Consider the following 15,982-nt stretch of genomic DNA (forward strand, 5'->3'; position numbering starts at 1 on the left):
GGCCCGGTGCGCGCCCCTCTCCCGCTTGCGGGAGAGGGTTGGGGAGAGGGTGTCTCCTCCAGGGAGACTCCCCAAGAGGATAGAACCCTCACCGGCGTCGCTTCGCTCCGCGACCTCTCCCGCAGGCGGGAGAGACTCAGACCGAGCCAGCGGTGAGATCGACGTCGCCAAAGGCTAGATCTGACTTGCCTCCGCCCCGACCCCGAGCCGCCGGACGATCTCCGCACCCACGGCGCGGGCCTCGTTGCGCGAGCCGATACGGGGACTGCGAAAGCGCCTTCCGGACAGCGACCGGATCACGACGATGCAGTGCTCGTCCTCGGACCGGCCGCGGCGCTCGACCGTGATCGCCTTTACCTGGGGGCCTTCGATCCGGTCCACGCGCGGCTGGCCGTTGCCCCAGAGACGTTCGACCTGAATGTCGCCCTCGCGGATGATCCAGAGCGACCCGGTCAAGAGATTGGCAAATCGGTAGACGCCGAACGCCGCGACCACGCCGAGCGGCAGCAGCATGTAGTCGATCCATTGGGGCTGCAAGCCGCGCCAGAGCTTGTAAGCATAGGGTGCGACGCTCAGCGCGACGACGATCAAGGCAGCGATCCCGATGTCTCGCTGCGAAAACGGCTCGACGGGATCGCCGAGACGCATTTCGGGATTGCTGGCGTCGAGCGGATTGACCGGCGCCTCGACATCATGAACGTCGAACTGAGCCGCAATCCGCGTGACCGTGTCACGAACATGGGTGACGTCGGAGAGGGGTGGGGAGATCAGGCGTTCGCCCGAGGCCAGGGTGAAGGCCAGCTGGAAGCGGGCTTTTGCGGCTTTGCTGCCGGCAACCCGTAGTCCGAGGATATCGTCCTTCCCGACGATTCTGGTCTGGAGCTTCCCGAACGGACGCTGCCGTCCGATCAGGATCTCATCCGGCGTGATGATCCACACCACCGCCGGCATCAGCATGACCACGCCAACGAAGGCGGCGCCTGCCAGCAGGGCGACCAGGGAGATCGTCACTTCGAGGATGTCGTGCGTGAACAGGCCGGGCGTGAAGCAGAGCGCGACCGCCGCCGCAGAGCCGGCCACGACCAGCCGCTGCGCGATCGAGGAGCCTTCGCGAAGGCGGATGTCGTTGCTGATGGTCGCGTCGTCCATTGCGGCGGCTGTTTTCGAGGTTCGCGAAACTCCACGGACGGGTCCGTGGAGTCAAGCACAACGCCGCCGGGGGCGGCATCAACTCTCGGCGTTCAGCAGCTTGGCGACCGTGCGGTCGATCTCGTCGTAGCGGCCTTCGCCCGCGTGCTGGAACACGATCCTGCCGGTCTGGTCGATGACGTATTGCGCCGGCCAATATTGGTTGTTGTAGGCGTTCCAGGTTTTGGAATCATTGTCCTGCGCCACCGGATAGGTGATGCCGTGGCGCTTCAGCGCGGCCTGCACATTGGAGGCGGAGCGTTCGAACGGGAATTCCGGCGTGTGCACGCCGACCACGACGAGGCCCTTGTCCTTGTACTTGGCGTAGAGATCGGTGACGTGCGGCAGCGTATTGACGCAGTTGACGCAGCCATAGGTCCAGAAATCGACCAGCACGACCTTGCCGCGGAGATCGGCGATGTTGAGCGGCTTCGAGTTGAACCAGTTGCTGATGCCGGTGAAATCAGGCGCGGTCGCAGTCTGGTTTGCCGCCGCGACCTTGACCGGCGCCGCTTGCGTGGCCTCGTCGCAGATGCCGGGAATCACCGCACCGGTGACGGCGATGCCGATCAACGCGGCGCCCACAGTGAGCAGCTTGAAGGTCATGGACTTGTTCTCCGTTGAGAGGGGAGGGATCACAGGCCGATCTGGCCGGTGGGGTAGAAGCCGGTGAGCCACGCCACGATCAGCGTGTCGTACTGGAAGTAGGCGGCGAGCGCGAAGGCGATCACGACCACCCCAAAGCCCTGCTGCAGCCGCGGCGAGACGCGGGCGAGGCCGCGCACGCGCGTGGTCGCGGCCTGCCCGCCATAGGCGATCGCCAGCATCGGAACTGCCGCGCCGATCGCATAGGCGACCAGCAGCGTGCCGGCCCAGGCCAGATTCTTCGACGTCGCGACCAGCGTCAGGATCGAGCCGAGCACGGGGCCGGCGCAGGGCGTCCAGACCAGGCCGAGCGTGGTGCCGAGCATGAGGCCGCCGAGCGCGCCCTCGCGCTGCACGCCGCTCGTCGTGCCGAGATTGAGCCAGCCATTGAGCCGGATCGACAGCCATTCGAACGGCGCCGGCCACAGCATCAACAGGCCGAAGCCGAGCAGCAGGACGGCAGCCGCCTCGCGCAGCACATTCGGATCGAAATCGAAGGTTCGCGTCAGGGCGCCAAGCAGCAGCGCGACCGCGGAGAAGGAAACGACGAAGCCGAGCGCGATCATCGCCGGCCGCAACTGCGAGCTTCGCCCGATCGAGGCGCCGAGCAGGATCGGCAGCACCGGCAGCGTGCACGGCGCGGCAATGGTGAGGATGCCGGCAAGGATAGCGAAGAGAAGCTCGATCATGGGGCACTCGCGAATGAGGTCACGAGGGCAGTTCGGGATGGACGTCCCGGTCGTTACGCGCCGTCACGCGGTCGTGACGGGGAGGGCCACCTCAAACATGAAACGACCCGGAAGGGGGGCATCCCGTCCGGGTCGCTGGAGGTCTTGGGAGGTTTAACGAAACCGTATGCGAGCTTTATAGGGAGGATGTTTTTCCGCCTGATGTTGTGCTTTGTTTCATTTGTTTCGTCGGCGGTAACGTTTTGGTGCCTCGGGACAGGCCGCCAGTTACGCCCCATCCCATTGAAATCATTAGACTTAAGCCGCGAAACGGTCGACCCCGCACCCCTTAAGCAAATCGGCGAGTTGCTTGCGGGCATAGAACATCCGGGTCTTCACCGTGCTCTGGGGGATGCCGATGATCTGCCCGACCTCCTCCACCGACTTCTCGTGGTAGTAGATCAGAGTTATGATCTCGCGATGTGCGGGTGACAATTTCTGCACGCAGGCGCGCAGGATCGCGCTGGTATCGCTGCGGTCGAGCGACGCCTCGGGCGTATCCGATCCATCCGGAATCTCGCGTACGTCTTCCTGGTCGATGTCCTCGAAGCGGCGCTGGCGCATCGCGGTCAGGGCCTTGAAGCGGGCGATCGAGAGCAGCCAGGTCGAGACCTGCGAGCGGCCCTGGAACTGGCCGGCGGTCCTCCACACGTCCAGGAAGACCTGGCTGACCAGGTCTTCCGCGGTGGTGGCGTCACGCACGATGCGCAGGATGAACCGATAGACCCGCACATTGTGCCGGCAATAAAGGATGTGCATCGACGTCCGGTTGCCGTCGGCAATGCTCTCCAGAAGCATGTCGTCCGAAGTCGCCTGAGCGGCAATGATGCTCTGATTGGCCTGGGCGTTGATGGCGATGACGTTCGGCATGACTTGGCTCCCCGGTGCGCCGCAACCGAGCGGCGTTTCCTTGGATCAAAGTGTTAATGAGCCAAGGTTTCGGGACGTCTGCACGACAAGAGGAAAATGGTTTCGTGCGCGGCCAAATTGTTTCGTCACTCACGCCGCGACGAAACATTCGGACCAAAAAGGGCGTGTGATTTCAATGTGTGGATATTACGGCGTCGCTGATTTGGACTGGGCGGAACCGATTTCCGGGGCTTGCGTTTGGTCGCGCCGAACACCACCGCGCGTGGGCGACGCGCTTTACGTCTTCTCGCCCGCGGGTGAGAACAGATAGCCGCCGCCGCGGATGGTGCGGATCACGGCGGGCTTGGTGGGGTCGGGCTCGATCTTGCGGCGGATGCGCATGATGCGCAGGTCCACGGCGCGGTCGAAGGCTTCGGCGTCGCGCGCATTGGCCAATTCCAGGAGGCGCTCGCGCGACAGCACGCGCTTCGGATTGGCGGCGAACACTTTCAGCAGCCCGAATTCGGACGCGGTCAGCGGATGCTCGTTGCCCTCGTCGTCGCGCAGCGCCTGGGCTTCGAGGTCGAGCCATTTGGTGCCGAAGCGTACCAATTGATCCTTGTCGGATTTCGCTGGCCCGGCGTCGCTGGCTGCTGATTTCGCCGGCGTGCTCCGGCGCAGCACCGAGCGGATTCGCGCCATCAACTCGCGCAGCTCGCAGGGCTTTGCGACGTAATCGTCGGCGCCGAGCTCGAGGCCGACCACGCGGTCGATCGGGCTCGCGGTCGCCGTGAGCATGATGACGGGGACGTTGATGCGGCTCTTGAGGTCGCGGATGATCGAGAGACCGTCTTCCTCGGGCATGTTGAGATCGAGCACGACGAGATCGGGCATGCTGCCGTCGATCGCGGCGCGCAAGCTCTTGCCTCCGTCGCACAGCGTCACGGTGAAGCCGTGCATCTTGAGGTAATCACCGACCATCTCGCGGGCGGGGGCCTCATCGTCGACGATCATGATGTGCTGGCTTTGTGTCATGTCACTTCAGATTCTTGCAGATCTCAGGACGCAAATCACGGCATCTCGGTCGCGGGCAGGGTGATGGTGAAGGTCGAGCCCTTGCCCGGACCGTCGCTCTCGGCGGTTACCTCGCCGCCGTGCATGTCGATAATACGCTTGACGATGGACAACCCAAGCCCCGTCGAGCTCTCACCTGCCGTCGGTTTTGCGGATAGCCGCTGAAACCGGCCGAACAGCCGGCCGAGGTCTTCGGGCGAGAGGCCGGCGCCCTCGTCGTTGACGCGGATGATGGTGTCGCTGCCCTCATGGCTGACCACGACGCCGATCTTGCCTGAAATCGGCGAGTATTTGATGGCGTTGCTGATGAGGTTGTCGATCGCCTCGCGGATGCGGTCGGTGTCGCACATGGTGACGATATTGGCCGGCGCGGTGACGCTGATCGTCTGCTGCTTGTTGACCGCGAGCGGCTGGTTGGCCTCGGCGACCTCCTTCACCAGGGCCGCGACGTCGACCGGCTCGCGGCGGATGGTGATGTCGAAGGCATCGGCCATCGCATCCGAGATCAGATGGTCGACCATCGTGGTCAGGCGCTTGGTGGCGTCGCGGATGTGGTCGACCTGGGCGACCACCCCCGAAGACGAGGCGCCGGTCGAGATCAGCTCCTTCAGCATCTCGGTGCGACCGAGAATGACGCCGAGCGGGTTCTTCAAATCGTGCGCGACGGTGCCCAGGATCTCGTTCTTGAAGCCGTTGGCGCGCTGCAGCCGCAACCATTGCGCCGAGAGACGGCGGTTGGCCTGCATCAGCGCGCGGGTGCGTTGGGCGACGCGGTCTTCCAGCTGCGCGTTGGCGGCCTGGAGCTGCTGGTAGAGGATGACGTTGTCGAACGCGATCGAGAGCCTGGAGGAGAATATCTCGACCAGCGAGCGGTCGGTCTCGGACAGATCGCGCTCCGACTGCAGCAGCACCACGACCTCGCGGCCGGATCCGGTGCGCAAGTAGATCACGCTGCGGTGGTCGGCGAATTCGTTCTTGCGGCGCTGGAAGGCGTCCTCCACCAGCTGGCGCAAATCGGGGTCGAGCGCCTTCGAGGAGGTGGTGCCGATGAAGCGGCTGTAACAGCCGCTGCCCGCGAGCACAGAGAGTTCAGGGTCGATGCCGCCATTGTCGCGCAAAACCAGGATGCCCGCGCAATCGACGTTGAGCAGCGAGGCGAGCTGGGTCAGCACGCCCTCCGCGAGCCGCTGCATCGACTTGAAGTCGTACAGCGTCGAGGCCGCGTCGATGATGATCTCGAGCCCGCGCCGCGTCTGCACCATGCGCTCGAGCTGCTGGTAGGAACGCAGCGCCGCGGTCAGCGAGGTGAACAGCTTGTCGGCGGTGAGCTCGGTCTTGGCCTTGTAGTCGTTGATGTCGTACTGCACGATCACGCGCCGCTCCGGCGCCTGGCCGGGCTGGCCGGTGCGCAGGATGATGCGCACGGTCTCGTTCTTGAGCACGTTGCGGATGTATTCGACCAGCTCGAGGCCTGCGACGTCGGTCTCCATGATGACGTCGAGCAGCACCGCGGCGATGTCGCTGTGCTCGGCCATCAGCTTGCGGCCTTCCGCCGCGGAATGGGCGGAGAGGATCTCCAGGCTCTGGCCGTTCAGGCTGTAATCGGACAGCGCAAAGCGGGTGCCGTCATGCACGGCCGGATCGTCGTCGATGACCGCGATCTTCCATTTCCGGGCGTCCATATCCTCCGGCGCGGTACCGGTGTCGTCGATCAGGTGGAGGACATCGTCCTGTTCGGCCATTGAGAAGTCCCGTCAGTTTCTGTGTTTTGCGCGCCGCCCTTGGCGATCCGCGGCATGATAATGCGAAAAGTAGTGCCTTGTCCCAGCTTGGATTCCAGCATCATCCGTCCGCCGAGCTGCTGGGTGACGAGGTTATAGACGATATGCAGGCCCAGTCCCGTGCCACCTTCATTGCGCCTCGTGGTAAAGAATGGGTCAAAGGCCTGGCGCTGCACGTCAGGGGTCATGCCGGCCCCGTCGTCGGCGAAGCTGATCTCGATATCGTCGGTGCCGCGGGGGCGGGCGGAGACCGTGATGGTGCCGGCGCGGCCGTCGGCAAAGGCATGGTTGGCGGCGTTGAGGAACAGATTGGTCAGGATCTGGCCATAGGAGCCGGGGTAGCCGTCGAGCAACAGCCCCTCGGGCACGTCGACATCGAGCGTGATCGGCGAGCGCTTGAGCACCGGGCGCAGGCTCGCGATGATCTGGTCGGTGGCTTCGCTCAGCGAGAATTGCCGCCGCTCGGCGTGGGAGCGGTCGACCGCGACCTGCTTGAACGACTGGATCAGCTCGCCGGCGCGGGTGAGGTTGGCGACGAGCTGCTGCGAGGCATCGCGCGAGGATTGCACGAACTCCTCGAGCTGCGAGCGGCGAAGCCCGCCGTCGCCCCTGAGCTGGGCCTCGAAGATCTCGCTGCGCCTCGCAAAACTCGAGGCGACCGTCAGGCTGATGCCGATTGGGTTGTTGACCTCGTGCGCGACGCCGGCGACGAGGCCGCCGAGTGCCGCGAGCCGTTCGGCATCGATCAGGTTCTGCTGTGCGGCATTGAGCTCGAGCAGCGCGCTCTCGGCCTTTTCCTTCGAGGCCCGCAGCTCGTCCTCGGTCTGCCGCTTCGCGATCGCGTTCTCGCGGAACACCTCCACCGCGCGCGCCATCGCGCCGACCTCGTCGCGTGCCTTGGTGCCCTGCACCTCCCGGCCGAGATCGCCGAGCGCGATCGCGCGCATCGCCGCCATGATCTGCTGCAGCGGCAGCCGGATCGACAGCGCGATCAGCACGCCGGCGCTGAGGATGATGCCGAGAAAGATCACCGCGATCGACAGCACGCGCCGTGAAATGTCGGCGAGCGTACGATCAAACGTCTCCTGCGCCTTCTGCTCGCGCTGGCGCATCTTGGTCGAGAGATCGTCGATGGCGCCGATCGCCTCGGCCTGGCTGGCATCGATGGTGTTGCGCAGCAAGTCGGTGCGGTTGGTCAATTGCTCGCTGAGCTTTGCGAAGCCCTGGCGCAGCGCCGTCGTGCGGGTCGAAAGCTTCTGCAGCGCCATCTTCTGGAGATCGTTGTCGGCCAGATCGATCATGACGGGAATGGTCTTCTCGATCGTCTCGGTGTTGCGCCGCGCTTCCTCGGCCGCACCCGGCGACAGCGACAAATAATAGGAATTGGCTGCGACCAGCATCGCCGTGAAGGCCTCGCGCGACTTGCCCAGCGACGGCCAGATCAGCGCATCGCGATGGCCGGTGGCGCCCTCGATGATGGAGTAAAGACCCGCCATGTCCCTGGCCGGCCCCTGCACCTGCTCTTCATAGGTCTTGGCGATGGTGGCCTGCACGGTGCGCAGCTCGCCGAAGCCGTTGAGAAAGCGGTCGGTGGTGCGCTCCAGCTCCTCGACCGAGCCTGACAGCATCGGGTCCTTGGCGGCGCGGTCCGTCAGCGTGCCGAGCACGGCCTCGCGCAGCAGCAGGATCTCGGCGAACAGCTCCGGGCTCGGCTGGTTGATGTAGCGGTGGATCAGGTTCTGCAGCCGTCCGGTCTCGCTTTCGAGCAGCGCCAGGACCCGGTCCGATTGGCGCACCTGGCGCACGTCATCCCAGGCCGAGCCCAGCACCTGCGCGCCGTTCCAGATCATCGCCACCAGCACGATCACGACGGCCGAGTTCAGCGCCGCGATGGAGAGGATGCGCCAGCGGATCGGCACCGCGCGCAGCACGCCGACGAGCCGGGCTCGCAGCCGTCCGATCGGGCCGGGCGGCCGCTCTGCGCTCTCGCTGGTGCCGGGCGCGATCAAGCGGCCTCACTCCACCTTGCGAATGCGTTCGAGCAGCGCGGCCGTGGCGGGGTCCTGCGCGGCCTTGGCGTATACGGGCGCCATCGCGTCCTCGAACGGCTTGCGGTCGATCGTCTTGATCACGGTGATGCCGGCGGCCTCGGCCCTGCGCTGCGATCGCTCCTCGAGGTCGCGCCATTTCTCGCGCATGAACAGGCTCGAGCGCGCCGCGGCCTCCCTGAAAATCGTCTGGTCTTCGGCCGACAGGCTGCGCCAGGCCTTGAGCGAGATCACCAGCACCTCCGGGCTCATCGTATGCTCGGTGAGGGTGTAGTAGCCGGCATATTTGTAATGGTCCGTGGTCACGAAGGACGGCCAGTTGTTTTCGGCGCCGTCGATCAGATGGGTCGCGAGCCCCGTCAGCACCTGGCCGTAGGGCAATTCGACCGGCTCGGCGCCGAGCGAGCGGATCATCTGGCTCATCAACTCCGATTGCTGCACCCGGATCCGCAATCCCTTGAGATCGGCGATGCTCTTGACCGGACGGACGCTGTTGTAGATCGAGCGTGCCCCGGAATCGTAAAAGGCGAGCCCGACGAAGCCATAAGGTTCGAAGCTGTCGAGGATCTCCCTGCCGATCGGACCATCCAGCACCTTCTGCATGTGCTCGATGGACCGGAACAGGAACGGCATGGCGAGCACGTTCATCGCCGGGACGAAATTGCCGATCAGCGCCACGTTGGTACGGTTGAGATCGATCGCACCGGCGCGGGTCTGCTCGATGGTCTCCTTCTCCTCGCCGAGCTGGCGGGAGTGAAACACCTTGATCTCGTGCCGGCCGCCGGTGCGCTCGGAGATCAGGACGCTCATGTAGCGTAGAGCCTGGACGGTCGGGTAATCCTCGGTCTGGGTGTCGGCGGCGCGGAATTCGCGCGCAGCAGCATCCGTCGCGCACACGTCCATCGCGAACGTGGCGAGCAGAAATGCGACGAAGATCACCCCGGTCCGTGTGGGTTCGGCACGGTTTAACACTGGCACACTCAACCCCTCGGAGATGGAGTCTATGGCGAGACCGAATGGTTCAATGCAATCTAGCAGATGGTAAAGAGAAGGCCATCCCGCCGGGCTATTGTGCAGCGCGACGGGCTCTTCTTCCCGGTTGAAACGGCCTGTGCCGCGCCTTAAGCAGGGTTTGGTCGCCTTTTGCTGCTTGATCCGGGAAAAGCCATCGTGACTTCAGCATTGCGTCTATCGCAGGTCGCCGCCATCATGGCCCTCGCATGGAGCTGCGAGGCGCGCGCCAAAACCGATATCGCCTGGTGGCATGCGATGTCGGGCGAGCTCGGCAAGCAGGTCGAGAAGCTCGCCTCCGACTTCAATGCCTCGCAGTCGGATTATCGCGTCGTGCCTGCTTACAAGGGCAATTACACCGAGACGGTGACGGCCGCGATCTTCGCCTTCCGCTCGCGCAGCCAGCCCGCGATCGTCCAGGTCAACGAGGTCGCCACCGCGACGATGACCGCCGCCAAGGGGGCGATCTACCCGGTGTACAGCATGATGCGGGACATGGGCGAGCCGTTCTCGATCGAGGATTACCTTCCGGCGGTCTCCGGCTACTACAGCGATGCTTCGGGCAATCTGTTGTCCTTGCCGTTCAACTCGTCGACGCCGATCCTCTATTACAACAAGACCATGTTTCGCGATGCCGGGCTCGATGCGGAGACGCCGCCGAAAACCTGGCCCGAACTCGGCGCCGTTGCAAGGCGCCTGCGCGAGCACGGCGCTGTCTGCGGGTTCACCACGTCGTGGCCGTCGTGGATTCACGTCGAGAATTTTTCGGCGTTTCACAATCTGCCGCTTGCGACCCGGGCCAACGGCTTTGCGGGCCTTGATGCCGAGCTGACCATCAACAATCCGGCCGTGGTCAAGCACATTGCCCAGCTCGCCGAATGGCAGAAGACAAAGCTGTTCGACTATGGCGGCCGCGGCCAGGCCGCCGAGCCGCGCTTCCAGAACGGCGAATGCGGCATCTTCATCGGATCCTCGGCGACGCGCGCCGATATCAAGGCGAATTCGAAATTCGAGATCGGCTACGGCATGACGCCGTATTGGCCCGACGTGAAGGGCGCGCCGCAGAACTCCATCATCGGCGGCGCCACGCTGTGGGTGCTGCGCGACCGGCCGCGCGACGAATACAAGGGCGTGGCGCGATTCTTCGCGTATCTGTCGCAGCCCGGCGTGCAGGCCGCCTGGCATCAGAACACCGGCTATTTGCCGATCACCCGCGCCGCCTTCGAGGTGACCCGCGCACAGGGCTTCTACGAGCGTAATCCGGGCTCGGCGATCTCGTTCGAGGAGATCACGCTGCATCCGCCGACGGAGAATTCGAAGGGCATCCGGCTCGGCTCCTTCAACCTGATCCGCGGCACGATCGAAGAGGAGCTGGAGCAGGCCTTCTCCGGCCAGAAGAGCGCGCAGGCCGCCCTCGATGCCGCGGTCGAACGCGGCAACAAGCTGCTGCGCCAGTTCGAGCGCGCCAGCCCGGAGCAGTAGGAATTTCAGATTGGGCCCCTCCGTCGCCGCAGATAAGGTGCGCCCCCTCTCCCGCTTGCGGGGGAGGGCTGGGGTGGGCGTCTCTCCGGTTGCGAGAACCCCCCAGTGGAAAGAGCCCTCACCCGCGCCTTCGGCGCGACCTCTCCCGCAAGCGGGAGAAGTGCACCGTCTGCTTGGTTTGCACCGATGACCATCGCGCCATCGCAAAAGTTGCCGGCCTTCGCCGACACGCTGGCCTTTCGCACCTGGCGCTCCAGCCCCCAGCAATGGTTGCCGATCGCCCTCGACATCGCTCGTAGCCACGGCCTCGATACCAGCGCGCCGCACTTATTCTCGACCGGCACCAATCTCGTGGTCGGACTCAACGACAAACTGATCCTGAAGATCTTCCCGCCGCTATTGCGCGCGCAATTCGTCGCCGAGCGCGGCTCGCTGACGCAGCTCGCGGGCCGGCTTCATTTGCCGATCCCCGAGATCGTCGCAGACGGTGAGCGCGACGGCTGGCCCTATCTGATCATCACGCGGTTGGCAGGCACGCTCGGCTCGGAGGCCTGGCCCTCATTGCCGGAGGCGCAGAAGGAGCGCGTGCTGCGCCAGATCGGCGAGACCATCGCCGCCGTGCAGCGCGTGCCGCTCGGCCCGATCGCCGAGATCGAGCCGCGCTGGGATGCGTTCATGCGCGCGCAGATGCAGGGATGCAGGGCGCGGCACAGGCGTCTTGGCCTCGCGCCGAAATTCCTTGAAGGCCTCGACGATCTCCTGCGCGACGCCGCGACGTTGATCCCGATGGACGACCCGCCGGTGATCCTGATCGGCGAATACATTCCCGAGAATTTTCTGCTCGCCTGCGATGGCGGCAACTGGTCGCTTGCCGGCCTGTTCGACTTCGGCGACGTCCGGGCCGGCTGGCGCGATTACGATCTGCTCGGCCCCAGCGCCTTCATGGCGGCGGGCCGGCCGGGCAGGGTGCGCAGCCTGCTCGAAGGCTTCGGCTATCCCAATCCCGATTTCGCGCTGAAGCGGCGCCTGATGGCTCTGATGCTGCTGCACCAGGCCAGCGACCTCAACAGCCACATCTGCATCGAGGGCTGGCAGGCGCAGGCGAACGATCTGATCGAGCTTCAGGAGCTGATCTGGGCGTGATGGCGTGCTGCGCCTCCCAAATAGGCCAAATCGAGATTGGCCTACTATTTGAGCAAATACGTATCTTTGTATGCAATGTGCGCAGCTCGAGCGCTGACGATGCATCCGCCGGTCTCGGATATAAACGCGTGATATCAAGGTATTAATCCCTCGCTAACCCTTGGCACGAACCTTGCGAGTCCTGTTCCAACCAGAAGCATCCGCGTTGGAGCAGGCTCATGCAGCGCCGCGATTTCCTGAAATCCGTGTCCGGATTGGCCGTCGGCGCGGCGCTACCGGCCGCCCCCCACATCATCTCCCCGGCCCATGCCGATGCGCGCTCGGAGACGCTGCTGATCGTGTCGGAGGGCGGCCCCAACAATCTCGACATCCACGGCGTCGGCACCAACGTTCCGGGCTACGAGGTGTCCTGGAATTGCTACGACCGGCTGATCAGCCATGAGATGAAGACCGGTCCCGGCGGCGTGCCCTATTACGACCGCGACAAGTTCAAGGGCGAATTGGCCGAAGACTTCAGGATCGACGACATGTCGGTCACGTTCAAGCTGCGCAAGAATGCGAAATTCCACGATGGCGCGCCGGTGACGGCCAAGGACGTGAAATGGTCGCTCGACCGCGCGGTCAGCGTCGGCGGCTTCCCGACCTTCCAGATGAGCGCGGGATCGCTGACCAAGCCCGAGCAGTTCGTCGTGATCGACGACTATACCGTGCGGGTCGACTTCCTGAAGAAGGACAGGCTGACGGTCCCCGATCTCGCCGTGATCGTGCCCTGCATCGTCAACTCCGAGCTGGTGAAGAAGAATTCAAGCGAGAAGGACCCCTGGGGTCTGGAGTTCACCAAGCAGCAGACCGCGGGCTCCGGCGCCTACAAGGTGACGAAGTGGACCGCCGGCACCGAAGTGATCATGGAGCGCAACGACGACTGGGTGTGCGGTCCGCTGCCGAAGATCAAGCGCGTGATCTGGCGCATGGTGCCCCAGGCCGGCAACCGCCGCGCGCTCCTGGAGCGCGGCGACGCCGACATTTCCTACGAACTTCCGAACAAGGATTTTCAGGAGATGAAGGCCAACGGCAAGCTCAACGTGGTGTCGCTGCCGTTCTCCAACGGCATCCAATATATCGGCATGAACGTCACCAGGCCGCCGTTCGACAATCCCAAGGTCCGTCAGGCCGTCGCCTATGCGCTGCCCTACCAGAAGATCATGGACGCCGTGATGTTCGGGCTGGCGAATCCGATGTTCGGTGCCGCGAAGGACAAGCCGACCGAAGTCGCCTGGCCGCAGCCGCACAAATACAACACCGACATCGAGAAGGCGAAGGCGCTGATGGCGGAAGCAGGCCTCGCCGGCGGCTTCGAGACCACGATCTCGTTCGACCTGAATTTCGCCGGTGTCAACGAGCCGCTCTGCGTGCTGGTGCAGGAGAGCCTCGCCCAGATCGGCATCAAGACCATCATCAACAAGGTGCCGGGCGCCAACTGGCGTACTGAGCTCAACAAGAAGGAGATGCCGCTCTTCACCAACGTGTTCTCGGGCTGGCTCGATTACCCCGAATACTTCTTCTACTGGTGCTATCACGGCAACAATTCCGTCTTCAACACCATGAGCTACAAGTCGGCGGAGATGGACAGGCTGATCGACGGCGCGCGCACCGCTGCCGCCAGCGGCGACACAGCCGCCTACGGTGCCGACGTCAAGGGTTTCGTTGACCTCGCCTACACCGACATCCCGCGCATCCCGCTGTACCAGCCCTTCGTCAACGTCGCGATGCAGAAGAACATCAGCGGCTACCAGTACTGGTTTCACCGCAGACTGGACTATCGCGCGATGGCGAAGGGGTGAGTGGCGACTAGCGAATAGGGGGTAGCGAATGCGGATTGTCGGCCATGAGTAAGCCATTCGCCACTCGCTATTCACCATTCGCACGAGCGGAGCGAGCCCCATGCTCACCATGATCGGCAAGCGCCTGATGTTTGCGATTCCCTCGCTGATCGGCGTCGTCATCGTCACCTTCCTGCTGACGCGCGCGTTGCCGGGTGATCCCGCCGCTTATTTTGCCGGTCCCGCAGCGACCAAGGAAGCCGTCGAGCAGATTCGCAAAAAGCTCGGCCTCGACAAGCCGTTGATCGAGCAGTTCTTCCGCTACACCAACGATCTCGCCCATGGCGATTTCGGCAACTCGCTGACGACGGGGCAGCCGGTCGCAGCCGAAATTCGCAACCGCCTGCCGGCCTCCGCCGAGCTGACGCTGCTGGGCCTGATCGTCTCCGTCGCGATCGCCATTCCGCTCGGCGTATTGGCCGCAACACGGCCGGGATCGTGGATCGACCATCTCTGCCGGGTGACGACGACAGCGGGCGTCTCGCTGCCGGTGTTCTTCACCGGTCTCGTGCTGGTCTATGTCTTCTACTTCCGGCTCGGCTGGTCGCCGGCACCCCTCGGCCGCTTGGACGTGTTCTACAGCGCACCGCCGGCTGTCACCGGCTTCTATCTGGTCGACACCCTGATCGCCCGCGACTTCGAGGCGTTTCGCTCGGCGCTGGGCCAGCTCATCCTCCCTGCGACGACGCTCGCGATCTTCTCGCTGGCGCCGATCGCGCGCATGACGCGCGCCTCCATGCTCGCGGTGCTCGCATCCGAATTCGTTCGCACCGCGCGCGCCAGCGGCCTGGCACCGTCGACAGTCATCGTCACCTATGCCTTCCGCAATGCGATGCTTCCCGTCGTCACCACGCTCAGCATGGTGTTCTCGTTCCTGCTTGGCGCCAACGTGCTGGTGGAAAAGGTGTTCGCCTGGCCCGGCATCGGCTCCTACGCGGTGGAAGCGCTGATCTCGTCGGACTTCGCGCCGGTCCAGGGTTTCGTCCTCACCATGGCGGTCATGTACGTGCTGCTCAATCTCGTGATCGACATCTTGTACGGCGTGATCGATCCGCGCGTGCGGCTGGAGGGTTAGCGCATCATGATCGCGGTCGATGCGAGTCACGCGAGCGGTGCGCTCCCTCCCCCGCTTGCGGGGGAGGGTTGGCGAGACGGGAGAGGTGAAGCCAACTCCCGGCTCGCTACCCAAAGTCATGATGCTCCAGGAGTGAAACAATGAGCTCCGTTGCGCCTGCTGTCGAACCCGTCGGCCCTGCGCGGACCTCGGGGCTTGGTGCCGTCCTCGAACAGACCCGCTACGTGCTGAGCGAGAACAAGGTCACGGGCTTCGCTTTCGCTCTGCTGATCCTGATCCTGATCGCCGCGATCTTCGGCCCCTCGGTGGTGCCCTACGATCCGCTGGCCTCCGACACCGCCGCGGCGCTGAAACCGCCATCGGCCGCGCACTGGTTCGGCACCGACCAGCTTGGCCGGGACATTTTCAGCCGTGTCGTGGTGGCGACGCGGCTCGATACGTTCATTGCAGTCGCTTCGGTCGTGCTGGTGTTTTTGATGGGCGGGCTCGCCGGCATCGCGGCCGGCTATTTCGGCGGCTGGACCGACCGCATCGTCGGCCGCATCGCCGATACCATCATGGCCTTCCCGCTGTTCGTGCTGGCCATGGGCATCGTTGCGGCGCTCGGCAACACGGTTCAGAACATCATCCTCGCGACCGCCATCGTGAACTTCCCGCTCTATGCCCGCGTCGCCCGCGCGGAGGCGAACGTCCGTCGCAATGCCGGTTTCGTGCAGGCGGCGCGCCTCTCCGGCAACGGCGAGTTCCGAGTTCTTCTGGTGCACATCCTGCCGAACATCATGCCGATCATGATCGTGCAGATGTCGCTGACCATGGGCTATGCCATCCTCAACGCCGCGGGTCTCTCCTTCATCGGCCTCGGTGTTCGCCCGCCGACCGCCGAATGGGGCATCATGGTCGCGGAAGGCGCGGGCTTCATGGTGTCAGGCGAGTGGTGGATCGCGCTGTTCCCCGGCCTTGCGCTGATGACCGCCGTGTTCTGCTTCAACCTCCTCGGCGACGGCCTGCGCGACATCGTCGACCCCCAGCGGAGGACATGATGGTCTGGCAGAAATTCTCCAATGATTCCAACCTTCGT

General features: G+C 64.4%; 13 protein-coding genes. 5 read left to right on the forward strand and 8 right to left on the reverse strand.

What is annotated here, in order from left to right:
* Positions 1-174: 174 nt before the first annotated feature.
* From ACVIIW_RS11150 to ACVIIW_RS11185, 8 genes are all read right to left on the reverse strand, one after another.
* Positions 175-1,149: a hypothetical protein gene (locus ACVIIW_RS11150; protein WP_456700786.1), complete on the reverse strand. Its 975-nt coding sequence runs from the start codon at positions 1,147-1,149 to the stop codon at positions 175-177.
* 78 nt (positions 1,150-1,227) lie between these two features.
* The gene (locus ACVIIW_RS11155; RefSeq protein ID WP_456700787.1) at positions 1,228-1,794 is read right to left on the reverse strand and encodes a redoxin family protein; all 567 of its coding nucleotides are present in this window, start codon (positions 1,792-1,794) and stop codon (positions 1,228-1,230) included.
* A 29-nt stretch (positions 1,795-1,823) separates the two neighbouring features.
* Positions 1,824-2,522, reverse strand: coding sequence for a cytochrome c biogenesis CcdA family protein (locus tag ACVIIW_RS11160; RefSeq protein ID WP_456700788.1), 699 nt, complete (start codon positions 2,520-2,522; stop codon positions 1,824-1,826).
* Positions 2,523-2,819: 297 nt separating this feature from the next.
* Positions 2,820-3,431: a sigma-70 family RNA polymerase sigma factor gene (locus ACVIIW_RS11165; protein WP_456700789.1), complete on the reverse strand. Its 612-nt coding sequence runs from the start codon at positions 3,429-3,431 to the stop codon at positions 2,820-2,822.
* 276 nt (positions 3,432-3,707) lie between these two features.
* Positions 3,708-4,445, reverse strand: coding sequence for a response regulator (locus ACVIIW_RS11170; RefSeq protein WP_456700790.1), 738 nt, complete (start codon positions 4,443-4,445; stop codon positions 3,708-3,710).
* Between the two features lie 35 nt (positions 4,446-4,480).
* The gene (locus ACVIIW_RS11175; RefSeq protein WP_456700791.1) at positions 4,481-6,226 is read right to left on the reverse strand and encodes an ATP-binding response regulator; all 1,746 of its coding nucleotides are present in this window, start codon (positions 6,224-6,226) and stop codon (positions 4,481-4,483) included.
* On the reverse strand, positions 6,196-8,226 hold the full coding sequence (locus ACVIIW_RS11180) for an ATP-binding protein (RefSeq protein ID WP_456705132.1): 2,031 nt from the start codon (positions 8,224-8,226) through the stop codon (positions 6,196-6,198). Before ACVIIW_RS11180 ends, ACVIIW_RS11175 begins: the two co-directional genes overlap by 31 nt.
* Before the next feature lie 54 nt (positions 8,227-8,280).
* On the reverse strand, positions 8,281-9,291 hold the full coding sequence (locus ACVIIW_RS11185) for a TRAP transporter substrate-binding protein (protein ID WP_456700792.1): 1,011 nt from the start codon (positions 9,289-9,291) through the stop codon (positions 8,281-8,283).
* A 192-nt stretch (positions 9,292-9,483) separates the two neighbouring features.
* Here ACVIIW_RS11185 and ugpB point away from each other — a divergent pair, with 192 nt between their 5' ends.
* The 5 genes from ugpB (at position 9,484) to ACVIIW_RS11210 (ending at position 15,944) form a co-directional block, all read left to right on the forward strand.
* A complete protein-coding gene (gene ugpB, locus ACVIIW_RS11190; protein WP_456700793.1) occupies positions 9,484-10,806 on the forward strand; it encodes a sn-glycerol-3-phosphate ABC transporter substrate-binding protein UgpB in 1,323 nt (440 codons plus the stop codon).
* Between the two features lie 186 nt (positions 10,807-10,992).
* On the forward strand, positions 10,993-11,949 hold the full coding sequence (locus tag ACVIIW_RS11195; protein ID WP_456700794.1) for an aminoglycoside phosphotransferase family protein: 957 nt from the start codon (positions 10,993-10,995) through the stop codon (positions 11,947-11,949).
* Between the two features lie 218 nt (positions 11,950-12,167).
* Positions 12,168-13,790 carry an ABC transporter substrate-binding protein gene (locus tag ACVIIW_RS11200; RefSeq protein ID WP_456700795.1) on the forward strand — a complete coding sequence of 541 codons (1,623 nt, stop codon included), beginning with the start codon at positions 12,168-12,170 and terminating at the stop codon, positions 13,788-13,790.
* A gap of 100 nt (positions 13,791-13,890) precedes the next feature.
* On the forward strand, positions 13,891-14,904 hold the full coding sequence (locus ACVIIW_RS11205) for an ABC transporter permease (protein ID WP_456700796.1): 1,014 nt from the start codon (positions 13,891-13,893) through the stop codon (positions 14,902-14,904).
* Positions 14,905-15,044: 140 nt separating this feature from the next.
* Complete coding sequence (locus tag ACVIIW_RS11210) at positions 15,045-15,944, forward strand: ABC transporter permease (protein WP_456700797.1); 900 nt, start codon at positions 15,045-15,047, stop codon at positions 15,942-15,944.
* Positions 15,945-15,982: the final 38 nt, after the last annotated feature.

It is taken from the genome of Bradyrhizobium sp. USDA 4449, assembly GCF_054056275.1.